At 57.3% G+C, this 19740-nt stretch carries 25 protein-coding genes; 18 read left to right on the forward strand and 7 right to left on the reverse strand.

Translation table 11 applies throughout. The annotated features are described in order from the left end of the window. The first annotated feature begins 51 nt into the window (after positions 1 to 51). The 10 genes from ACB028_RS12885 to npr all read left to right on the forward strand — a co-directional run bounded on the left by ACB028_RS12885 (position 52) and on the right by npr (position 6869). Entirely contained in the window at positions 52 to 1047 is a 996-nt protein-coding gene (locus ACB028_RS12885; RefSeq protein WP_216993544.1) for a KpsF/GutQ family sugar-phosphate isomerase, read from the forward strand. Further along, positions 1047 to 1601: a 3-deoxy-manno-octulosonate-8-phosphatase KdsC gene (gene kdsC, locus ACB028_RS12890; RefSeq protein WP_371144459.1), complete on the forward strand. Its 555-nt coding sequence runs from the start codon at positions 1047 to 1049 to the stop codon at positions 1599 to 1601. The genes ACB028_RS12885 and kdsC overlap by 1 nt, the downstream gene beginning before the upstream one ends. After that, complete coding sequence (gene lptC, locus ACB028_RS12895) at positions 1598 to 2158, forward strand: LPS export ABC transporter periplasmic protein LptC (protein ID WP_371144460.1); 561 nt, start codon at positions 1598 to 1600, stop codon at positions 2156 to 2158. Before kdsC ends, lptC begins: the two co-directional genes overlap by 4 nt. After that, positions 2145 to 2672, forward strand: a complete 528-nt coding sequence (gene lptA / locus ACB028_RS12900; RefSeq protein ID WP_026456112.1) for a lipopolysaccharide transport periplasmic protein LptA — start codon at positions 2145 to 2147, stop codon at positions 2670 to 2672. Before lptC ends, lptA begins: the two co-directional genes overlap by 14 nt. 3 nt (positions 2673 to 2675) lie before the next feature. Then, positions 2676 to 3401 (forward strand): LPS export ABC transporter ATP-binding protein, encoded by a 726-nt coding sequence (lptB, locus tag ACB028_RS12905; protein WP_026456111.1) that lies wholly within the window; start codon positions 2676 to 2678, stop codon positions 3399 to 3401. A gap of 65 nt (positions 3402 to 3466) precedes the next feature. Then, positions 3467 to 4906, forward strand: a complete 1440-nt coding sequence (locus ACB028_RS12910) for an RNA polymerase factor sigma-54 (protein WP_042070883.1) — start codon at positions 3467 to 3469, stop codon at positions 4904 to 4906. A gap of 21 nt (positions 4907 to 4927) precedes the next feature. Continuing rightward, on the forward strand, positions 4928 to 5215 hold the full coding sequence (hpf, locus tag ACB028_RS12915; protein WP_005336323.1) for a ribosome hibernation promoting factor: 288 nt from the start codon (positions 4928 to 4930) through the stop codon (positions 5213 to 5215). 2 nt (positions 5216 to 5217) lie between these two features. Then, complete coding sequence (ptsN, locus tag ACB028_RS12920) at positions 5218 to 5664, forward strand: PTS IIA-like nitrogen regulatory protein PtsN (protein ID WP_005336322.1); 447 nt, start codon at positions 5218 to 5220, stop codon at positions 5662 to 5664. 45 nt (positions 5665 to 5709) lie between these two features. After that, complete coding sequence (gene rapZ, locus ACB028_RS12925) at positions 5710 to 6576, forward strand: RNase adapter RapZ (RefSeq protein ID WP_026456108.1); 867 nt, start codon at positions 5710 to 5712, stop codon at positions 6574 to 6576. Positions 6577 to 6596: 20 nt separating this feature from the next. Continuing rightward, positions 6597 to 6869: a PTS phosphocarrier protein NPr gene (gene npr / locus ACB028_RS12930; protein ID WP_026456107.1), complete on the forward strand. Its 273-nt coding sequence runs from the start codon at positions 6597 to 6599 to the stop codon at positions 6867 to 6869. A gap of 121 nt (positions 6870 to 6990) precedes the next feature. Here the strand turns inward: npr and degS are convergent, their stop codons facing one another. From degS to ACB028_RS12945, 3 genes are all read right to left on the reverse strand, one after another. Beyond that, the gene (gene degS, locus ACB028_RS12935; protein ID WP_026456106.1) at positions 6991 to 8094 is read right to left on the reverse strand and encodes an outer membrane-stress sensor serine endopeptidase DegS; all 1104 of its coding nucleotides are present in this window, start codon (positions 8092 to 8094) and stop codon (positions 6991 to 6993) included. A 90-nt stretch (positions 8095 to 8184) separates the two neighbouring features. Then, entirely contained in the window at positions 8185 to 9546 is a 1362-nt protein-coding gene (locus ACB028_RS12940; RefSeq protein WP_026456105.1) for a Do family serine endopeptidase, read from the reverse strand. 81 nt (positions 9547 to 9627) lie between these two features. Then, entirely contained in the window at positions 9628 to 10008 is a 381-nt protein-coding gene (locus ACB028_RS12945; RefSeq protein WP_371144461.1) for a YhcB family protein, read from the reverse strand. 139 nt (positions 10009 to 10147) lie between these two features. Here ACB028_RS12945 and zapE point away from each other — a divergent pair, with 139 nt between their 5' ends. The 8 genes from zapE (at position 10148) to ACB028_RS12985 (ending at position 16320) form a co-directional block, all read left to right on the forward strand. Further along, positions 10148 to 11242 carry a cell division protein ZapE gene (gene zapE / locus ACB028_RS12950; protein ID WP_268855548.1) on the forward strand — a complete coding sequence of 365 codons (1095 nt, stop codon included), beginning with the start codon at positions 10148 to 10150 and terminating at the stop codon, positions 11240 to 11242. A gap of 266 nt (positions 11243 to 11508) precedes the next feature. Next, positions 11509 to 11937, forward strand: coding sequence for a 50S ribosomal protein L13 (gene rplM, locus ACB028_RS12955; RefSeq protein ID WP_026456103.1), 429 nt, complete (start codon positions 11509 to 11511; stop codon positions 11935 to 11937). Positions 11938 to 11952: 15 nt separating this feature from the next. Further along, positions 11953 to 12345 (forward strand): 30S ribosomal protein S9, encoded by a 393-nt coding sequence (gene rpsI / locus ACB028_RS12960; RefSeq protein ID WP_005336286.1) that lies wholly within the window; start codon positions 11953 to 11955, stop codon positions 12343 to 12345. Between the two features lie 294 nt (positions 12346 to 12639). After that, complete coding sequence (gene petA / locus ACB028_RS12965; RefSeq protein ID WP_042025048.1) at positions 12640 to 13230, forward strand: ubiquinol-cytochrome c reductase iron-sulfur subunit; 591 nt, start codon at positions 12640 to 12642, stop codon at positions 13228 to 13230. 2 nt (positions 13231 to 13232) lie between these two features. Next, a complete protein-coding gene (locus ACB028_RS12970) occupies positions 13233 to 14450 on the forward strand; it encodes a cytochrome bc complex cytochrome b subunit (RefSeq protein ID WP_026456155.1) in 1218 nt (405 codons plus the stop codon). After that, entirely contained in the window at positions 14447 to 15181 is a 735-nt protein-coding gene (locus ACB028_RS12975) for a cytochrome c1 (RefSeq protein ID WP_371144462.1), read from the forward strand. Before ACB028_RS12970 ends, ACB028_RS12975 begins: the two co-directional genes overlap by 4 nt. An 87-nt stretch (positions 15182 to 15268) precedes the next feature. Beyond that, on the forward strand, positions 15269 to 15898 hold the full coding sequence (gene sspA, locus ACB028_RS12980; RefSeq protein ID WP_026456153.1) for a stringent starvation protein SspA: 630 nt from the start codon (positions 15269 to 15271) through the stop codon (positions 15896 to 15898). After that, positions 15895 to 16320 carry a ClpXP protease specificity-enhancing factor gene (locus ACB028_RS12985; protein WP_042025050.1) on the forward strand — a complete coding sequence of 142 codons (426 nt, stop codon included), beginning with the start codon at positions 15895 to 15897 and terminating at the stop codon, positions 16318 to 16320. The genes sspA and ACB028_RS12985 overlap by 4 nt, the downstream gene beginning before the upstream one ends. Before the next feature lie 42 nt (positions 16321 to 16362). Here ACB028_RS12985 and dolP read toward each other — a convergent pair whose 3' ends face one another. Genes dolP through ACB028_RS13005 form a run of 4 tightly spaced genes read right to left on the reverse strand, consistent with a single transcriptional unit; the run spans position 16363 to position 19646 of the window. Beyond that, a complete protein-coding gene (dolP, locus tag ACB028_RS12990; RefSeq protein ID WP_371144463.1) occupies positions 16363 to 16941 on the reverse strand; it encodes a division/outer membrane stress-associated lipid-binding lipoprotein in 579 nt (192 codons plus the stop codon). Positions 16942 to 16945: 4 nt separating this feature from the next. Next, positions 16946 to 17536, reverse strand: a complete 591-nt coding sequence (locus ACB028_RS12995; protein ID WP_026456151.1) for an SIS domain-containing protein — start codon at positions 17534 to 17536, stop codon at positions 16946 to 16948. 9 nt (positions 17537 to 17545) lie between these two features. Then, positions 17546 to 17917: a YraN family protein gene (locus ACB028_RS13000; protein ID WP_371144515.1), complete on the reverse strand. Its 372-nt coding sequence runs from the start codon at positions 17915 to 17917 to the stop codon at positions 17546 to 17548. After that, positions 17859 to 19646 carry a penicillin-binding protein activator gene (locus tag ACB028_RS13005; protein ID WP_371144464.1) on the reverse strand — a complete coding sequence of 596 codons (1788 nt, stop codon included), beginning with the start codon at positions 19644 to 19646 and terminating at the stop codon, positions 17859 to 17861. The genes ACB028_RS13000 and ACB028_RS13005 overlap by 59 nt, the downstream gene beginning before the upstream one ends. Positions 19647 to 19740: the final 94 nt, after the last annotated feature.

The following is a 19740-nucleotide window of genomic DNA, read 5'->3' on the forward strand; positions in this document are numbered from 1 at the left end:
ACAGACTTTTTTATAATCCCGCAGCTAATTTCGGCCCGGAGCTGTGTCTTTATGTCTGTAAAGCCTGAGAAAGTGTCTGACCTGTTCGATTTTCGTCGCAGTGCCCGCGCGGTGCTGGACACGGAAAAGCAAGCGATTGATGGACTCTACCAGTATCTGAATGACGCCTTCGACAAGGCGTGCGAGATGGTGCTGCGTTGTGGTGGCAAGATAGTGGTCACAGGGATGGGCAAGTCTGGCCATATCGGCAGCAAGATTGCCGCGACCCTGGCCAGCACCGGCACTCCCGCCTTCTTCCTCCATCCGGGGGAAGCCAGCCATGGGGATCTGGGGATGATTTCCGCAGGCGATCTCATTATCGCCATCTCCAACTCGGGCGAGAGCGACGAGATCCTGGCCCTGCTGCCGGTGCTCAAGCGCCGCGGCATACCGCTCATCTGCATGACCGGCAACCCCGCTTCCACCATGGCCAAGGAGGCCAATGTGCATCTGTGCATCAAGGTGGAAAAAGAGGCCTGCCCGCTGGGACTCGCGCCCACGTCGAGCACCACGGCAACTCTGGTGATGGGGGATGCGCTGGCGGTAGCCCTGCTGGAGGCGCGCGGCTTCACCGCCGATGACTTCGCGCTCTCCCACCCGGGCGGGTCGCTTGGCAAGCGCCTGTTGCTGCGGGTCGGCGATCTGATGCACAGTGGTGACCTGTTGCCCCTGGTTTCTATTGATGCCACCATCAGCGAGGCACTGCTGGAAGTGAGCCGCAAAGGGCTTGGCATGACGGCGGTCGTCGATCAGCACGGCCTGCTGGCGGGACTCTTTACCGATGGCGACCTGCGCCGCATTCTCGATCAGCAGGTGGACATCCATCACACCCCGATCAGCCGCGTAATGACCGCCAACTGTGTTACCGTAGGGCCGGAGATGATGGCGGCAGAAGCCGTCAAACTGATGGAAACCAGAAAGATCAACGGATTACTGGTGGTGGATGGAGACAAGCGCCCGCTGGGTGCCTTCAACATGCACGATCTGCTGAAAGCCGGAGTAATTTAATGCAAAACGTACCGACCCTTTATGGTCCGGTGACGCGCAGCCAGTATGACAAGGCGGCGCAAATCCGCCTGCTGGTGTGCGATGTGGATGGGGTACTCTCCAATGGCTTCATCTATATGGGCAACAACGGCGAGGAGCTGAAGACCTTCTGCACCCGCGATGGCGCGGGGATGCGGGCCCTGCTCAATGCGGGCATCGAGATCGCCATCATCACGGGGCGCAACTCCCGCATCGTCAGTGATCGAATGAAGAGTCTCGGAGTGAATCACGTGGTGCAGGGGGCGGACAAGAAATTGCCCCACTTCGAGGCATTGCTGGCCAAGCTGGGCCTAGATGCGTCGCAGGCCGCCTACATGGGCGATGACACCATAGACCTGCCGGTGATGGAGGCTTGTGGCCTTGGTATTGCGGTGGCCGATGCCCATCCTCTGGTCTTGCGCCGAGCCGATATGGTGACTCGCCTGGCTGGCGGCACAGGCGCGGTGCGCGAGGTATGCGATTTGATCCTGCAGGCCCAAGGGTACGGAGATTACCAGCCTGAGGCATCGGTATGAACAGACAGACCCTGTTGTTTGCCCTGTTGTTTCTGGTTGCTCTGGTCGCCTGGCAGTTGAGCAAGGTGGAGCTGGTGCCGGAGAGCACGGTAAAAACCGAGCATTATCAGCCGGATTTTGTCGCCAAAGAGTTGGTGACCACCCGTTTTGATGTGAACGGCAAGCGTACCGAACGGTTGGAGTCGGCCTATGCCGAGTACTACCAGATCATCGAGCAGGCGACATTCGACAAGCCCATCGTCTACATGTTCGATGACAAGGGGGAGGCTGAATGGAAAGTCACGGCCGACACTGGTGTGCTCAACACCGATGACAACGTGATCATGCGGGACAAGGTGCATCTGGACGGTCTGCTGCCCACCTCCTTCATCTCCACGCTCGATACTCCCTATCTGGAGCTGGACCTGGTGACCCAGGATGTGCGCAGCAATCGGGAAGTGAAGATTTTGGGTCAGGATTTCCAGACCGAAGGGGTTGGCCTGAAAGGCCATCTGGACCGCAAATATTTTGAGTTACTGGATCAAGGTCATGCCATCTATTTCAATGAAAAACGTTAATCTGGCCCTCGCAGCCTTGTTGTTCTGCGGTGTTGTGACCGCCAAAGAGTCCGACTTTGCCGAGAAGGTCTATGTCGATGCCATCAAGCAGGTCGCAGAGATGCAGGATAATCGCGTCACCTTCGAGCAGGATGTGATCATCACTCAGGGCACTATCAAGATTAAGGCCGACAAAGTAGTTGTGACCCGCTCCGGCGAGAAAGGGGCCGAGGTGATGACCGCTTATGGCAAGCCCGCTACTTTCTTCCAGATCCTGGACAACGGCAAGCCGGTCAACGCCCACGGCAACAGCATTCGCTACGAGTTGAAGAAGCGCCTGGTGACCATCACCGGCAATGGCCAGCTCAAGCAGGAAGATAGTCAGGTCAATGGTGACCTGATCCGCTACGACATCGTTAAACAGAAGATGATCGCCGAGAGCAAGACACCGAATCAGCGGGTCAAAACCGTCTTCCTGCCGGATCAGGTAGAGAATTTCGACAAGCCGGCCGATCAGCAGACCCAGGGAAAATAAGCCATGGCAGTATTGAAAGCAGTGGGCCTGCAGAAGAGCTACAAGCGCCGCATGGTGGTCAGTGATGTGAGTCTGGAGGTTGGCACAGGCCAGATCGTCGGCTTGCTCGGACCCAACGGCGCCGGCAAGACGACCTCGTTTTACATGATCGTCGGCCTGGTGCAGCGTGATGCCGGTCTCATAACCATCGATGATCAGGATATCAGCCTGCAGCCCATGCACGTGCGTGCCCGCAACGGCATCGGCTATCTGCCGCAGGAAGCCTCTATTTTCCGCCGTCTCTCGGTGTTCGACAACCTGATGGGAGTCATGCAGACTCGCAAGGGGTTGAGTCGCGAGGAGCGGGAAGACAAGGTCGAACAGTTGCTGGAAGAGTTCAACATCACCCACATCCGCGACAACCTGGGTCAGAGTTTGTCCGGTGGCGAGCGGCGCCGGGTCGAAATTGCCCGCGCCCTGGCGGCGGAGCCGCGCTTTATCCTGCTGGATGAGCCGTTTGCCGGTGTGGATCCCATTTCTGTGATAGACATCAAGAAGATCATCCAGCACCTGAAAGATAGGGGGCTGGGCGTCTTGATCACCGACCACAACGTCAGAGAGACTCTGGACGTATGTGAGAAGGCCTATATCGTCAGCCACGGCCAGATGATTGCTGAAGGTGCGCCGGCTGATATCCTCGCCGATGAGCAGGTCAAGCGCGTCTATTTGGGCGATCAATTCAGTCTATAGTAAGGGGGCATGCCTTCATTTCCTTTGCCGCGTGCCTCGCTGAACATAAGGATATCTCGACGTAGATGAAGCCGACATTACAGTTGCGTCTCGGTCAATCCCTGACCATGACGCCGCAATTACAACAAGCGATTCGTCTGCTCCAGCTCTCCTCTCTGGAACTTCAGCAGGAAATTCAGCAAGCGCTCGAAAACAATCCCCTGCTGGAGCAGGAAGAGAGCGAGGTGCAGGAGACATCCCCACAAGATCAGGTTGATGCCAGCCAGCTGGATTCCAGCGATGCCATGGCCCAGGATCAGATGCCGGACGAGTTGCCGGTGGATACGACCTGGGACGAGGTGTATTCCGCGGGGACGGCCCAGAGTGCCGGACCCATCCATGATGGGGATGACACCGTCTACCAGGGGGAGACCACCGAGAACCTGCAGGACTACCTGTTATGGCAGATGCGCCTCACCCCATTCAGCGATGTGGATGCTGCCATCGCACTTGCCATCATAGATGCCATCGACGAATCCGGTTATCTGACTGTGTCGCTGGAAGATATCCAGGCGGCGGTGAGCAGCGACGAGGTGGAAGTCGAACTCGACGAAATCGAGGTCGTGCTCAAGCGGGTGCAACACTTCGATCCGGTGGGAATTGCCGCCCGTTCGGTGCAGGAGTGCCTGCTGATCCAGCTGGAGCAGTACGACCCCGAGACTCCCTGGATCAGTGAGGCCAAGGAGGTGATCCAGGAGCACATGGATCTGCTTGGCAACCGCGATTACCGCACCCTGGCCCGTAAGACTCGACTCAAGGAGAGCGACCTCAAGGAGGTGCTGGATCTGATCCAGCTGTTGGAGCCACGGCCGGGCAACGGCATCATCCAGAGCGACTCCCAGTACGTGATCCCGGACGTCTCCGTAGTCAAACGGCAGAATCGCTGGGTGGTGGAACTCAATCCTGATTCATCCCCGCGCATCCGGGTCAACGAGACCTATGCCGCTATGGCACGTAACGCCCGTAGCAGCACGGATACCCAGTTTATCCGTTCCCACTTGCAGGAAGCAAAGTGGTTCATTAAGAGCCTTGAGAGCCGCAACGACACCCTGTTGAAAGTGGCCAGCTGCATCGTCGAGCAGCAACAGGGTTTTTTCGAATATGGTGAAGAGGCGATGAAGCCGATGGTGCTCAACGATATCGCCGAAGCGGTGGAGATGCACGAGTCGACCATCTCCCGTGTAACAACCCAGAAATACATGCATACCCCCCGCGGTATTTTCGAACTGAAGTTTTTTTTCTCCAGCCATGTGAATACAGAAGGAGGAGGAGAGTGCTCATCGACCGCAATCCGTGCGCTCATCAAGAAGCTGGTGACGGCGGAGAACCCCGCCAAGCCGCTAAGTGATAGCAAGATCGCGGATTTGCTGGCCGAACAGGGTATTATGGTGGCTAGACGCACGATCGCTAAGTACCGCGAATCCCTGTTTATCCCACCTTCCAATCAGCGCAAACGCCTGGTTTAGGCAAAACAAAAGGATGACGTTATGCAAATTAACCTGACCGGACACCATGTCGAGATTACCGAAGCTCTGCGTGATTATGTGAATAACAAATTTGCCAAACTCGAGCGTCACTTCGACCACATCAACAACGTGCATGTGGTGCTGAGCGTGGAAAAACTGAACCAGATCGCCGAAGCCAAACTGCATGTCAGTGGCGGCGAGGTCTTCGCCAACTCCGAGCATGCCGATATGTATGCCGCGATAGATACCCTGCTCGACAAGCTGGACAGGCAGATCATCAAGCATAAAGACAAGTTAAATAAAAAATAACCATGCAACTTGAACACATACTGAGTCGGGACTGCACCAAGAGTGCAGTCCCTTGTACTAGCAAGAAACGGGCCCTCGAAATCATCAGCGAGCTGGCCGCCGAGCGCCTGGGTACCTCACGCCAGGCGCTGTTTGAATGCTTGCTGGCCCGCGAAAAAATGGGCAGTACCGGGATCGGTGCCGGTATCGCGATCCCTCATGGTCGTATCGACGATGAATTTCCGCCCACCGCTATTCTGATGACGTTTGCCGATCCCATCCCTTTCGACTCCATCGACAATCAACCGGTTGACCTGCTGTTTGCTCTGCTGGTACCGGAAAGCGAGTGCAAACAGCATCTCAAGACCCTTTCCCTGATGGCCTCCAAGCTGGGTGACAAGGCGGTATGCCGCCAGTTACGCCAGGCAACCAGCGATGAAGAGCTCTATCAGATCATGACCTCAGCCTGATATACAGGCCAGGATCACACACCCGTTTTGGCGTGAGGGAACAAGATGCAGTTAATCGTGGTAAGTGGACGCTCGGGCTCCGGTAAAACCGTAGCCCTGAGGGTATTGGAAGATCTGGGTTATTACTGTGTGGACAACCTGCCGGTCAACCTGTTGCCCCAGCTGATCGTTTCGGTCGAGAGCCAGTACGACAAGCTGGCAGTCAGCATAGACGTGCGCAACTTGCCGAATGATTCGGAAAAACTGGAGAATCTGCTGGCTCAGGTGCGCAACGAGGGCAGGGTCGAGTTTGCCAGCTTCTTCTTCGATGCCGACAACACCACGCTGCTCAAACGATATGGCGAGAGCCGCCGTCTGCACCCTTTGTCGCGCAACAAACTGTCGTTGGACGAGGCGATCCGGGAAGAGACCCATCTGCTGGCGCCAATCTCCTCAACTGCCGATCTGCGCATCGATACTACCAGCCTCAGCATTCACGACTTGAGCGAGCTCATCAAGACTCGGGTGCTCGGCAAGAAAGAGAACGAGTTGGTGCTGGTGTTCGAGTCGTTCGGTTTCAAATATGGCATACCCAAGGATGCCGATTTCGTGTTCGACGCTCGCTTCCTGCCCAATCCGCACTGGATCCCCGAGCTCAAGCCTTTTACCGGCAAGGATGAGCCGGTGGCCAGCTACCTCTCGGCCCAGGCGGACGTGATGCTGTTCACCCAGCAAATCGAACACATGCTGATGACCTGGCTCCCCCATCTGGAGCGCAATAACCGCAGCTATCTCACGGTCGGCATCGGCTGTACCGGGGGCCAGCACAGATCGGTATTCATCGCCGAACGCCTGGCCAACTCCTTCCGGCAGCTCGGCAAGAACGTGCAAATTCGCCACCGTACCCTCGACAAGAGCAGTTCCCAAGCGTGATACCCCAATAGGACGACCTGATGACAGTTTCCGCCTCGGTTGAAGTGAAGAACAAGCTGGGTATCCACGCTCGGCCAGCCATGATGCTGTTCGAGCTGGTACAGGGTTTTGATGCTCATGTGCTGCTGCGCAATGAGGATGGTGTTGAGGCTGATGCCGACAGTGTGATTGGCTTGCTGATGCTGGACTCTGCCCAGGGCCGTCAGGTGGAAGTTCAGGTGGAGGGGCCCGACGAGGTGGAAGCCCTGGCTGCCGTTGTCGCGTTGTTTACGTCCGGTTTCAACGAAGAGTAGTCGCTCAGCCTTCTGGCGTATGAGACGCCACGCATAAGGAGAATACCTGCGGCTTCTCAGGTATTCGCTCTCCTTCCCACTTCGCTATCTCCTGCCGTCGACGTCCTGCGTGTACAGCACCCTAGCGGGTTGCCCGCTTCTGGTAGCGCAGATCCTCTTCTATGGTGACCACGACTTCGAGCGGTTTGCCCTCACGAAATACCGAGATGGTGAGCTTGGTGCCCGGGCGACTCTCGACAATCTTGTCCATGGCAGCCCGAACGCCGCTGATGGCCTCGCCGTTGATCTTGAGCAGTACATCTCCCCGCTTCAGACCTCCCTTGCTGGCCGGGCCGTTGGGATCCAGGCTCTCCACCACCAGACCGCGCAGATCACCCAGGTTCATCATGCGAGCGACGATGGGGTTGATCTCGACGCTGGAGACGCCGAGGTAGCCACGGATGACCCGACCGTTGGCGATCAGCTCATCCATGATCCGCTTGGCCAGCCGGTAGGGGATGGCGAAGCTGATGCCGTAAGTCTCCTGATTGCCGTTGAGGTGATAAGTAGCGGTGTTGATCCCCACCAGATCGCCACGACCATTGACCAGAGCCCCGCCCGAGTTGCCCTCATTGATGGCGGCATCGGTCTGCAGCAGATCCTGGCGGCCATTGCTGTCGGGTCCCATGCTGGAGAGCCCGGCGCGCCCGGTCGCGCTGATGATGCCTTGAGTGATGGTTTGGCCAACGTTGTAGGGGTTGCCGATGGCAAGCACCACATCACCCACTTCGGGTTGTCGTTCCGGATCCTGGGGGATGACCGGCAGATTGTCCGCTTCGATATAGAGTACAGCGAGATCGGTCAGCTGATCGGTACCGACCAGCTCGGCGCTGAACACCCGCCCATCCTGCAATGCGACGATGATCTGGTCGGCATCGGCAATGACGTGATAATTGGTCAGCACGTAACCGCGGGAAGTCATGATGACGCCGGAGCCCAGCCCCTGTGGGCGCAGTTCCCCCTGATTCCCCTGATTGGCGGCAAAGCTGCGGGTGTAGATATTCACGACGGCAGGGCCGGCGCGATGAGCGGCGTAGGAGAAGCTCAACTCGCGGGCATTGGTGATGAGACCGGGTAGCTGGGCCCCCCCACGAAAATTGGGAAACAACACAAGCAGCAGCGCCGCGACGGTCAAACCGAAGCCGATGGACTTGCCCAAGTAACTGACTAAAGGGGGGATTTTCATGTCATTCTCATCCGTACAGGCTGCGGGCAGAGAATAACATCATCGGTGGATAAAAATCACCCGCAGCGAATGCCGCGGGTGGGGGAGGGATTAGCGGATCACCAGATAGAGTGAAGAGTCACCCCGCTGGATATTGAGTGCCAGCACGTCAGGTTTGTTCTTGAGTGCTTTGGTCAGCTCGCCCAGCGTGTTGATCCGCAGGCGGTTGACGCCAATGATAATGTCACCTTTCTGCAAACCGGAGGCCGCAGCAGGCGAGCGCGGGTCGATATCGGCCACGGCGACGCCGGAAACAGGTTCTGTAGTGGTGCTCAGCTTGGCCCCTTCCAGTGCCGGATGCAGGGCGCTGGCTAGGATCTCGCTATCATCCGCCTTTTTCAGGGTCACCTTGACGGTCTGCTCCTTGCCATCTCGGATAAGGCCGAGGGCAACCTGCTTGTCGGCACCCATGGTCGCGATCTTGGCACGCAGCTCACCAAACGAACGGATGGCTTTGCCATCGATGCTGACGATGATGTCGCCAGCCTTGATACCAGCCTTGGCTGCGGCAGAGTCAGGCATGACCTGGTTGACGAAGGCACCATCTTTCTTGTTGTAGCCGAAAGTCTTGGCAATCTCCGAAGTGAGCTCAGTGCCGGTGATCCCCAGCTGGCCACGACGCACTTCACCATATTTGATGATCTGCTCGGAGAGGTTGCGCACCATGTTGGACGGAATGGCAAAGCCGATGCCGATGTTGCCACCGTTGGGGCCCAGGATGGCGGTGTTGATGCCGATAAGCTCGCCACGCAGGTTGAGCAGGGCTCCACCCGAGTTGCCGGAGTTGATGGCCGCATCGGTCTGGATGAAGTTCTCCAGATTTTCGATGTTGAGGCCGCTACGGCCCAGGGCGCTGACAATACCCGAGGTCACGGTCTGGCCCAGCCCAAACGGGTTGCCGATGGCCAGCGCATAGTCGCCGACTCGCAGCTCGTCGGAGTCGGCGAACTTGATCTGCACCAGATCGTCGGCCTTGATTTGCAGCAGAGCGATATCGGACTGCTTGTCTTCACCAATCTTCTTGGCGGCGTACTCGCGGCCATCCTTCAAGTTGACCTTGATCTCGTCCGCTTCGTGTACCACGTGAGCATTGGTGATGACATAGCCTTTCTTGGCATCGATGATGACGCCGGAGCCCAGCGCTTGGAACGGCTGCTCGCTCACTTGCTCGTCAGGCATGTTGGGGCCAAAGAAGAAACGGAACTGTTCCGGCAGACGCTGACGGGTCACTTTCTTGCCGGAGACGGAGATATTGACCACGGCAGGGGTAACTTGCTCAAGAACCGGTGCCAGGCTCGGCATCTCCTGGTTAGATTCGAACAGGGAAGGCATTGCAGCCTGTGCAGGGGCCGCAGACATGGCGATACCGACACTGAGGGCTAGCACACTGAGCATGGAAAGAGGTTTACGCATATGAAAAACAGCTCCCAGAAAAAGTTGCATTGCAATCGTCAAGGTCAGACCACAGGGCTGGCGGATTAGTTCCGCGAGGCACTAGCTTGTTTGCTTGAGCAAACCGGAAGAGGCTCCGGCATAGTCACGGGGAGGAATGCCGGGTTCAGTCTCGGTGCTGATTTGCGTTTCTTCTACCGGCGGCTCACGGAACAGGGGTTCTTGAGCCTTGGCCAGGAACTTGCTCTGCTCTGCCATGTGGCGGTAGAGGGTCTGATATTGCTCGGCCAGTTGCTCCATCAGCGCCGCACTGTCGGCGAAGTGGGTATTGATTTGGCCCTGATAACTTTCGAGCTCTTTGTGGGCCTTCTTCAGTTCCTGTTCCAGACGGCCGGCATCACGGCTACGTACCGAGAAACGGCCGATGATGATACCGATGATCAGGGCCGCGACAGCCAGCAGGATCCCAGTTAACAGACTCATAGATGCTCCTTGTTACAGCTAAAACAGTGTGTTGATTCGGTTGAACAAACCGCCATGCCTGGTTGGCACTATACCGTGCGTCCCGAGGCCGTGATACCATTTTGTCCTCTATTCAGGGACTTGGAGAGGCACATCAAGGATGACACCGCAGCAAAAATATCAGCAGGATCTGCTGCGTCCGGGTTTTCAGGCCGACCCCGCCCAGCGTATGGCGATCAGCAGGCTGGAGCGACTGTATCAGGATTTGCAGCGGCGCCCGACTCCGACCAGATCCGGCGGACTGTTGGGCTGGCTGCAAAAGCCGAAACCGCCCGAGCCCATCCAGGGTATCTATATGTGGGGCGGTGTCGGCAGAGGCAAGACCTGGCTGATGGATACTTTTTTCGAGAGCCTGCCGGGTGAGCGTAAACTGCGCTGCCATTTTCACCGTTTCATGCACCGCATCCACGATGAACTTAATGCATTGAACGGCCAGACCGATCCACTCAAGCAGATTGCCAGCAAGCTCGCCAGCGAGACGGATATCATCTGTTTCGATGAGTTTTTCGTCTCCGACATTACAGACGCCATGTTGCTGGGCACTCTGTTTCAGGAACTGTTTGGCCACGGCGTAGTGCTGGTCGCTACGTCTAATATTCCTCCGCAAGAGTTATATCGCAATGGACTGCAACGAGCCCGTTTTCTGCCTGCCATCGCGCTGATCGAGCGTCATTGCGAGATACTTAATGTGGATGGCGGCATCGACTATCGCTTGCGAACCCTGGAGCAGGCCGAGATCTATCACTGTCCGCTGGATCTACAGGCAAAATCGAACCTTGAGCGTTATTTCCAGCAATTAACAGGTGGTCACGAGGCCCGGGTGGGGGATCTTGAGATCAATCATCGCCAGCTGGTGTCGCTGGGGATGGGGGAAGGGGTGCTTTACATGGAGTTCGAGCAACTTTGCTGTACTCCCCGCTCCCAGAACGACTACATAGAACTGGCCAAGTTGTTTCACACCGTCTTGCTGGCCAACGTTCAGCCAATGGGAGCAGGCACGGATGACGCGGCTCGCCGCTTCATCGCCATGGTAGATGAATTCTATGAACGGCACGTCAAGCTCATCATTTCGGCAGCTGTTCCCATGGCGGATCTCTATGGTGAAGGGCTGCTGAATTTCGAATTCCAACGCTGTCTTTCACGGCTTCAGGAAATGCAATCGCACGAATACCTTGCAAGAGTGCACCTTCCTTAGTCACAATACCGCGCCTGCCAGTCGGATGGGCATCTGCGGCAGGTAGGGCCGGGCGACATTTGCTAGCTTCATGGCAGTGAAATTAGCAGGTGATATTTAAGGCAACTTCACTTATAATCGCCCGGCCCACGTTACAGCTGTCGATAAGACAGCAACACTTTAAGCTTTACTTGTATTCGAAGGGGTACAGGTAGGCCATCGTTTGTTGTTTGTGGGAGAGCCCCCATAAGCAATTGGGTCTGTAACAGGTAATTGGGTTTAACTTAATGAAAACTTTCGTTGCCAAGCCAGAAACCGTAAAACGTGACTGGTACATTGTGGACGCAGAAGGTAAAACTCTGGGTCGTATCGCAACCGAGATCGCTGCTCGTCTGCGTGGTAAGCACAAAGCTGAGTACACTCCGCACGTTGACACCGGTGACTACATCATCGTTGTAAACGCCGAGAAGGTACGTGTAACCGGTAACAAAACTACCGATAAAATGTACCACGCTCACTCCGGTTTCCCGGGTGGTATCAAGTCCATCAGCTTCGACAAGCTGATTCAGCGTAAACCGGAAATGGTAATCGAAGCTGCTGTTAAAGGCATGCTGCCGAAAGGTCCTCTGGGCCGTGCCATGTTCCGTAAACTGAAAGTTTACGCAGGCGCCGAGCACGCTCATGCTGCTCAGCAACCTCAAGTACTGGATATCTAATCGGGAACTGGCAACATGGCAGAAAATCAATACTACGGTACCGGCCGTCGCAAAAGCTCCACTGCTCGCGTATTCATCAAAGCGGGCAGCGGTAAGATCGTAATCAACCAGCGCTCCCTGGAGCAGTACTTCGGCCGTCCGACTGCCCGCATGGTAGTTCGTCAGCCGCTGGAACTGGTTGAGATGACCGAGAAACTGGATCTGTACATCACCGTTAACGGTGGTGGCATCTCCGGTCAAGCTGGTGCGATCCGCCACGGTATCACTCGTGCTCTGATGCAGTACGACGAAACCCTGCGTTCCGAACTGCGTAAAGCTGGCTTTGTTACTCGTGATGCCCGTAAGGTTGAGCGTAAGAAAGTTGGTCTGCACAAAGCTCGTAAGCGTCCGCAGTACTCCAAGCGTTAATTCGCTTCTGGTACTCACTCTTTCGAGTGTCAAAAAAGCCTGGCGATTGCCAGGCTTTTTTTATTGGTAATATTACCGATATCAATGCTAACCACAGGTCACAAAAGACAAAAAATTGTTTCTTTATTGTTTTCATTGCTCACCGCTCTTTCTTGTCAAGTTGTTATCTTTTCTTTAAAATTTCCCCTGTTTTCTGTGGCAATTGTAACTCCAGCTTCCGCCGCTGTTGTCACGGAGAAATGGGGAACAGGGACACTATAAGAATGCGCGGAGTCCACATGGGAGAGTTTTTGGATGAGCAATGCGCCAGTTGATACCGGTCGCCGCAGATTTCTTACCTGGTCAACGGTTGCCGTTGGTGGGGTAGGAGCTGCTTTTACCGCAGTGCCGTTTATAAAATCATGGAACCCGAGTGCCAAGGCCAAAGCCGCCGGTGCTCCGGTCGAAGTCGATATCAGCAAGTTGGAACCGGGCCAGCTCATCCGTGTCGAGTGGCGTGGCAAACCGGTCTGGGTGGTCAACCGCACCAAGCAGACGCTGGATGCCCTGGCCGCTCATGATGACAAGTTGCGCGATCCCGCTTCTGATGAACCTCAGCAGCCCGATTATGCCCACAACGGTTACAGATCCATCAAACCCGAGATCTTCGTGGCCGTCGGGATCTGTACTCACCTCGGCTGCTCACCGACCTACTTGCCTGACAGCTTTGGCGAACAGGTGCAGGGCGTCACCTCCGGGTTCTTCTGCCCGTGCCACGGCTCCAAGTTCGATATGGCCGGTCGTGTGTTCCAAGGGGTACCCGCACCGCTCAACCTGGTCGTGCCGCCCTATCAATTCATTAATGACACCACCATCCTGGTCGGTGCCGATGGCAAGGAGGCCTGATCATGTTGAGTAAACTGATGGGCTGGATCGACTATCGATTCCCGCTCACTGCCATGTACAACGATCACATGGCCAAGTACCCGGCACCGAAGAACCTGAACTTCTGGTACTTCTTCGGCTCCCTCGCCATGTTGGTGCTGGTCAACCAGATCATCACCGGCATCTGGCTGACCATGAACTACAACCCCTCGGCGGAAGGTGCTTTTGCCTCCGTTGAGTACATCATGCGGGATGTGGAATATGGCTGGTTGCTGCGTTACATGCACTCCACCGGGGCTTCCGCCTTCTTCGTGGTAGTCTATCTGCACATGTTCCGTGGCATGATCTACGGCTCCTACCAGAAGCCGCGCGAGCTGCTGTGGATCTTCGGCATGCTGATCTTCCTGGTACTGATGGCCGAAGCCTTCATGGGCTATCTGCTGCCGTGGGGCCAGATGTCCTTCTGGGGGGCTCAGGTCATCATCTCGCTGTTTGGTGCCATTCCGGTCATCGGCGACGACCTGACCCTGTGGATCCGTGGTGACTACGTCATCTCAGGTGCCACCCTGAACCGCTTCTTTGCGCTGCACGTCATCGCCTTGCCGCTGGTACTGGTGATGCTGGTGGCGATGCACATCCTGGCGTTACACGAAGTGGGTTCCAACAACCCGGATGGCATCGACATCAAGAAGCACAAGGATGCCAACGGTTGGCCGCTGGATGCGGTGGCGTTCCACCCCTACTTCACCGTCAAGGACATGATCGGTGTCGCGGGATTCCTGTTCTTCTTCTGCGCCATCATCTTCTTCAAGCCGGATATGTGGGGTTACTTCCTCGAGAAGCCGAACTTTGAAGTGGCGAATGGTCTGAAGACCCCGGCGCATATCGCTCCGGTGTGGTATTTCACCCCCTTCTACGCCATTCTGCGTGCGGTTCCTGACAAGCTGTTCGGGGTCATCATGATGGGTCTTTCCATCGTGGTACTGTTCCTGTTGCCCTGGCTGGATCGCTGCAAGGTGCGCTCGGTGCGTTACCGCAGCAAGCTGCACAAGCTGAACATTGCCCAGTTCGTGGTCTGCTTCATTATCCTGGGTGTACTGGGTGTGCTGCCGTCGACTCCGACTCTGACACTGGTTGCCCAGATCTGTACCCTGGGTTACTTCGGGTTCTTCGTCCTGTTGTTCTTCTACAGCAAAAACGAACAAACCAAGCCGCTGCCGGAAAGGGTGACATTCAAATGAAAAAAATAATATTTGCAGTGCTGGCCCTGTTACCCTGCCTGGCGGTCGCGGCAGGGGGCAATTTCCCGCTGGACAAGGCCCATTACGAACTGGATGACAAGACCTCGTTGCAGCGTGGTGCCGCCACCTTCATGAACTACTGTGCTGGGTGCCACTCTACCCAGTACCAGCGTTACAACCGGGTTGCCGCGGATCTCGGGATCCCCGAGGATCTGATGAAAGCCAACCTCATCTTTACCGATGCCAAGGTCGGTGATCTGATGAAGAGCGCCATGTTCGAGAAGGATGCTGCCAAGTGGTTTGGTGCGCCGCCCCCCGATCTGACGCTGGTGGCCCGTGTTCGCGGGGCAGACTGGATTTACACCTATCTGCGCTCCTTCTACGTCGATCCGACCCGTCCGTTCGGGGTGAACAACGCAGTTTTCCCGTCCGTGGGCATGCCCCATGTGCTGGAGCCGCTGCAGGGCACACCGCGCGCCGAGTTTACGACACATACTGTCGATGGCGTCGAAACCCAGCAGGTTGTCAGCATCAAATCTGACGGCAATGGTGAAATGGATAACGAAGAGTATGATCAGACGGTGCTGGATCTGGTAAACTTCTTGGTCTACTCGGCTGAACCGGTACAACAGGAGCGTGAACGCATGGGCTTCTGGGTGCTTGGATTCATCGTAATCTTCTTCATCTTCACTGTGCTGTTGAAGAAGGAATTCTGGCGCGACGTTCACTAAGCGACCAGATACGGGTAATATAATGCACGGCAATGAAGTCCAAGATGCTTCATTGCCGTTTCTGCTTTTAAATGAGGGGAGGGTTCAATGGCTGTAGCTGCCAATAAGCGTTCGGTTATGACGCTGTTTTCCGGTGCCAACGATATGTTCAGCCATCAGGTGCGTATTGTCCTGGCGGAGAAGGGGGTTAGCGTGGATATTTGCCAGGTTGACCCAAACAATCTGCCGGATGAGCTGGCCGAGCTGAACCCGTACAACTCAGTACCGACTCTGGTAGACCGTGAGCTGGCGCTCTATACCTCGCGCATCATCATGGAGTATCTGGACGAGCGTTTCCCGCATCCGCCCTTGATGCCCGTCTACCCGGTTGCCCGCGGTAACAGCCGTCTGATGATGCACCGCATCGAGCTGGACTGGTACTCTCTGGCCGACAAGATCATGGCCGGTACCGATGCCGATGCTGCGCGCAACGAACTGCGGGACAACCTGCTGGCCATCGCGCCCATCTTCGGTGAAATGCCCTATTTCATGAGCGAAGAGTTCGGTCTGGTGGATTGCTACATGGCCCCGCTGTTGTGGCGTCTGCCGAGCCTGGGTATCGATCTGACCGGTCGTGGCGCCAAGGAGCTGAAAGCCTACATGGTCCGCCTGTTTGAGCGTGAGTCCTTCCAGGCCTCCCTGACCGAAGCCGAGCGCGAGATCCGTGCCGGCGTATGAGTATGGAACCGACAATGACGCCGAGCCGCCCGTACCTGTTACGGGCGTTCTATGACTGGTTGCTGGACAACGATCTGACCCCTCATCTGGTGGTCAACGTCAATATTCCCCATGTGATGGTGCCGATGCAGTTTGCCCAGGATGGCCAGATTGTGTTGAATATCGCGCCTCGTGCCGTGATGCAGTTCCACATGGATAATGATGCCATCAGCTTTAGTGCCCGCTTCGGTGGCGTAGCCCAGCAGGTCTACATCCCGATGGCGGCCGTACTGGCCATTCATGCCCGGGAAAACGGCGTGGGGACTCTGTTCCCGCCGGAACCTGGCTATGACCTCTGGCTGGAGCAGGCAGAGGAGCCGGTAGAGCCGGATCCTGAACCGCCGCGCCCGAGTGGCAAGCCGACCCTGAAAGTCATCAAATAAAAAAACGCAGCCAGTGGGCTGCGTTTTTTATGGGCGAGGATATCAGTTCTGGGCGTATTCGAATGCCTTGATGACGCGCTTCACGCCGCTGACATGGCGAGCGATATTGACCGCCTGCTCTCCCTCCTCGCGGGTCACCAGACCGATGAGGAACACCTCGCCATTCTCGGTGACTACCTTGACCTTGGTGCTGTCGAAGTTCTTGGCGGCAAACATGTCGGCCTTCACCTTTGAGGTGATCCAGGAGTCGTTGCTGCGGGTAGTGAAGCTGGCGGGCTCCCCTAGACGCAGTTCGTTGTAGACATGGCGTACGCCGTCAATGCGCCCGACGATCTTGCCGGCTTCCAGCTTGTAGGCTTCGGAAGGAGTCTGACCAACCAGCAGCACCCGGGCATTGTTGCTGTAGACGCTGATCTTGCTGGCTGCACTCAGTGGCTTGTTGTCAGCCAGCAGGTTGGCCGCTTTCAGCTCTATGGTCTGATCATCCCACTGGGCTCCCAGGGTGCGCCGGTCGCCGGACATCTTGGCGGTACCCGCGGCACCACCGACGACAACGGCAGCGCAACCTTGCAGCAGCAGGGAGCCGGTCAGCAGACCGAGCATGAGGAGCTTCTTGTTCATGGTTTCAATCTTCCTGTTGCGGGAAAAGAGTCTGGTCGATGAGATCACACAGGCAGTGCAGGGTCAACAGGTTCACCTCCAGAATGCGAGGACGGCGGGCAGATGGCACCCGGATCTCCACGTCATTGGGTCCCAGCAGACCGGCCATCTCGCCGCCATCGCCCCCGCTCAGCACCACTATGGTCATGTCCCGTGACAGGGCGGCTTCGGCAGCCTTGATCAGGCTGCGGCTGTGGCCCGAAGTGGTAATGGCGACCAAGATGTCGCCCGGTTGGCCCAGGGCGCGGATCTGCTTGGCATACACCTCTTCGAAGCCGTGGTCGGTCGCGATGGCGCTGATGGTGGCCATGTCGGGGGTGAGCGCCATGCCAGGTAGAGAAGGGCGCTGGGTTTCGTAGCAGTTGACCAGCTCAGAGATGAACAGCTGGGCCAGGGCGGCAGAGGGACCATTACCGCATGCCAGCACCTTGTGGCCATTGAGCAGACAGATGGTGATCATCTGGGCTGCCGTATGGATGGCATCCGGCAGCGCCTCGGCGGCGGCAATCTTGGTCTGGATGCTTTCGGTGTAGTTCTCTTTGATGCGGTCAGTCATAGGGTCCTCTTAAAATGCGTTCTGGAACCAGTCGGGCTGGTCGCCCTCAAACGCAATCACATCGAATCGGCAGGCCTGGTTGGCCTCGTTGATGGCATGTTGCTTCAAATAGTGACGCGCGGCCAGCTTGATCTTCTGTTGCTTGGTGCGGGTGACCGAGCTGGCGGCCCCGCCATGGCTGGTGGTGGCGCGGTATCTTACCTCAACAAACACCAGGGTCTGGCCCTGGTGCATGATGAGATCGATCTCGCCGCCACGGCAGCGGTAGTTGCGCGCGGCAAGTTGCAGGCCGCGCGCGGTCAGCCAGCGCTCGGCCTGCTGTTCAAAGTACTGTCCCTTGCTCGTCACTGACGGGAACAGGTTCTGCCACTGCTGGTTCATCCACGCCAATGCTCTCTTCATTGGAAGGGGCCTCCAGTTGCGGGGCTGCGTTGTCATCGACCAGCTTGCCATTCCGGTAAGTGCCCCAGTTCAGCGTTCTGATGATGTTGCCCTTGGCATCCACGCTCAGCTGGCCGCTCATGCCTGCTTGCTGCATGGTGCCGAGCTTGCGCATCTGCGGCAGGTTTTCGGCCAGGCTGATGGCATCATAGCCCATGGCAAACAGGCGCAGCAGGTCTCCCTGGGTCTGTGGCCAGAGCAGGGCGATCTGCTCGCGTTCCTTCTCGAAACCGCCCAGTAGCAGCGGCATCTCGCCGATATGCAGGCCGTTGAGTTCGGAGGCGACCTCGGTGGCGGCGCTGTCATAGCCACGGGAACCGGTATAGATGGGCAGGCTGCCCATCGGATTGACCGAGATGTCCACGTAGGGCTTGATCATCCGGGTTTCCAAGCTGTTGGCCACAACATAGACGGCATCGATGCTGCGCGGGGCCGCATCGGAGAGCTGCACCACTTCGCCGGCGCGGGCGGTGGAACGGCCGCTCAGGGCGTTTTTCACCATGCCCTGCACCTCGTTGCGGGCGCCAAAGGTGGCGACCACGGGCTTGTCCTGGCTCAGGGTGGCCCAGGTCTGCTCGAACGCCTTGATGCTGCTGTAGCCGATCCGCCCCTGGGCGGCGATCAGCAACGGCTTGCGGTAGCCCTGGCCATAGAGGTACTGGGCGGCCTGGGCGGCATCGGCAGCGGCCGAGAGGGAGAAGTAGTAGGTGCTGTCATTGACGATCGGCTGATCCAGCTCGTTGAGCGCCAGCACGGGCACGGTCGGGTTGGCCTTGAGCAGTTCCCCGACCCTGTCCTTGAGAAGCGGGCCTATGATCATGTCGGCCCCTTCCTGGATCGCCTGCTTGTAGAGCTCTGCGGTCGATTTGAGCTGGGTGTCGTAGAAGTTCAGGGTGAACTGACCCTGGTTCTCCTTGTAGGACATCAACATGCCGTTGCGAATGGCGGCCCCTTGCGGCTCCAGATTGCCGGAGAGAGGGAGCAGCACTGCAATCTGCTGCACGGTGGTGCCACTGGTGGAGGCCAGATCGCCAAGGCCGGCGGGCATGTCACTCTGGGCAGGGTGGTTCGGGAAGTCACGCTTCCACCCATCCAGCTGGCGGGCCAGCAGGTTCGGCTGGGCGCCAAATTCGTTGACCAGGGCCGCCAGTCGCAGCCAGCCTGTGGTCACGTCGGGGGCCGGGGCCTCTTCCAGCGCCTGCAGGGTGGAGGGGGTCATGCTTTTCAGCAACGACCAGATCTGCTGGTGGTTGGTGGCCAGCTCGCTCTGGGCCAGGTAGGGCTCCATGGCGATCAAGGACTTGGCGGCACCAAACTTGTTGTTGATGTCCAGTTGCAGCACGACCCGCTGGCGATACCAGTTCTTCTGGGTATCGGCATCCAGCGTGACATCCGGTTTGCCTTCCAGCAGGATCAGCGCCTGATTGGCGTGCCCCTGGGCCAGCAACAGATGAGCCTGCAGCAGTTGCAGCTGCGCCTTCTGCTCCGGACTCTGCGCCTGTTTCTGCAACTGCTGGAACAGGGCGGCAGCCGGCTTGCTCTGGCCGAGCGCCAGATAGCTGCGCGCCGCCAGCATCTGCCAGGTGAAGGCTTCAGCCGGCTTGGCCGGGTCCACCTGCTCCAGATACCACTGGGCGTTCTTGGTGATTTCCGAGAAGGCGGACGGCATGCCCGGCTGTCCGGAAGATTGATTGGGCTCCGACGCACAGGCGGCAAGCAGGACTGCCGCGAGTATGATGCCGAAGAGTCGTGATACACTTAGC

Source organism: Aeromonas sp. S9(2024), from assembly GCF_041403185.1.
Classification (GTDB): Bacteria; Pseudomonadota; Gammaproteobacteria; order Enterobacterales; family Aeromonadaceae; genus Aeromonas; species Aeromonas enteropelogenes.

Coding starts and splice junctions, on each gene's coding strand:
- rplM (WP_026456103.1), top strand. CDS start 11,509: ATGAAAACTTTCGTTGCCAAGCCAGAAACCGTAAAACGTGACTGGTAC.
- npr (WP_026456107.1), top strand. CDS start 6,597: ATGACAGTTTCCGCCTCGGTTGAAGTGAAGAACAAGCTGGGTATCCAC.
- ACB028_RS12985 (WP_042025050.1), top strand. CDS start 15,895: ATGAGTATGGAACCGACAATGACGCCGAGCCGCCCGTACCTGTTACGG.
- sspA (WP_026456153.1), top strand. CDS start 15,269: ATGGCTGTAGCTGCCAATAAGCGTTCGGTTATGACGCTGTTTTCCGGT.
- rapZ (WP_026456108.1), top strand. CDS start 5,710: ATGCAGTTAATCGTGGTAAGTGGACGCTCGGGCTCCGGTAAAACCGTA.
- zapE (WP_268855548.1), top strand. CDS start 10,148: ATGACACCGCAGCAAAAATATCAGCAGGATCTGCTGCGTCCGGGTTTT.
- ACB028_RS13000 (WP_371144515.1), bottom strand. CDS start 17,917: ATGAACCAGCAGTGGCAGAACCTGTTCCCGTCAGTGACGAGCAAGGGA.
- ACB028_RS13005 (WP_371144464.1), bottom strand. CDS start 19,646: ATGCCGTCCGCCTTCTCGGAAATCACCAAGAACGCCCAGTGGTATCTG.
- hpf (WP_005336323.1), top strand. CDS start 4,928: ATGCAAATTAACCTGACCGGACACCATGTCGAGATTACCGAAGCTCTG.
- ACB028_RS12940 (WP_026456105.1), bottom strand. CDS start 9,546: ATGCGTAAACCTCTTTCCATGCTCAGTGTGCTAGCCCTCAGTGTCGGT.
- lptA (WP_026456112.1), top strand. CDS start 2,145: ATGAAAAACGTTAATCTGGCCCTCGCAGCCTTGTTGTTCTGCGGTGTT.
- lptB (WP_026456111.1), top strand. CDS start 2,676: ATGGCAGTATTGAAAGCAGTGGGCCTGCAGAAGAGCTACAAGCGCCGC.
- petA (WP_042025048.1), top strand. CDS start 12,640: ATGAGCAATGCGCCAGTTGATACCGGTCGCCGCAGATTTCTTACCTGG.
- dolP (WP_371144463.1), bottom strand. CDS start 16,941: ATGAACAAGAAGCTCCTCATGCTCGGTCTGCTGACCGGCTCCCTGCTG.
- ptsN (WP_005336322.1), top strand. CDS start 5,218: ATGCAACTTGAACACATACTGAGTCGGGACTGCACCAAGAGTGCAGTC.
- lptC (WP_371144460.1), top strand. CDS start 1,598: ATGAACAGACAGACCCTGTTGTTTGCCCTGTTGTTTCTGGTTGCTCTG.
- ACB028_RS12910 (WP_042070883.1), top strand. CDS start 3,467: ATGAAGCCGACATTACAGTTGCGTCTCGGTCAATCCCTGACCATGACG.
- rpsI (WP_005336286.1), top strand. CDS start 11,953: ATGGCAGAAAATCAATACTACGGTACCGGCCGTCGCAAAAGCTCCACT.
- kdsC (WP_371144459.1), top strand. CDS start 1,047: ATGCAAAACGTACCGACCCTTTATGGTCCGGTGACGCGCAGCCAGTAT.
- ACB028_RS12975 (WP_371144462.1), top strand. CDS start 14,447: ATGAAAAAAATAATATTTGCAGTGCTGGCCCTGTTACCCTGCCTGGCG.
- degS (WP_026456106.1), bottom strand. CDS start 8,094: ATGAAAATCCCCCCTTTAGTCAGTTACTTGGGCAAGTCCATCGGCTTC.
- ACB028_RS12945 (WP_371144461.1), bottom strand. CDS start 10,008: ATGAGTCTGTTAACTGGGATCCTGCTGGCTGTCGCGGCCCTGATCATC.
- ACB028_RS12970 (WP_026456155.1), top strand. CDS start 13,233: ATGTTGAGTAAACTGATGGGCTGGATCGACTATCGATTCCCGCTCACT.
- ACB028_RS12885 (WP_216993544.1), top strand. CDS start 52: ATGTCTGTAAAGCCTGAGAAAGTGTCTGACCTGTTCGATTTTCGTCGC.
- ACB028_RS12995 (WP_026456151.1), bottom strand. CDS start 17,536: ATGACTGACCGCATCAAAGAGAACTACACCGAAAGCATCCAGACCAAG.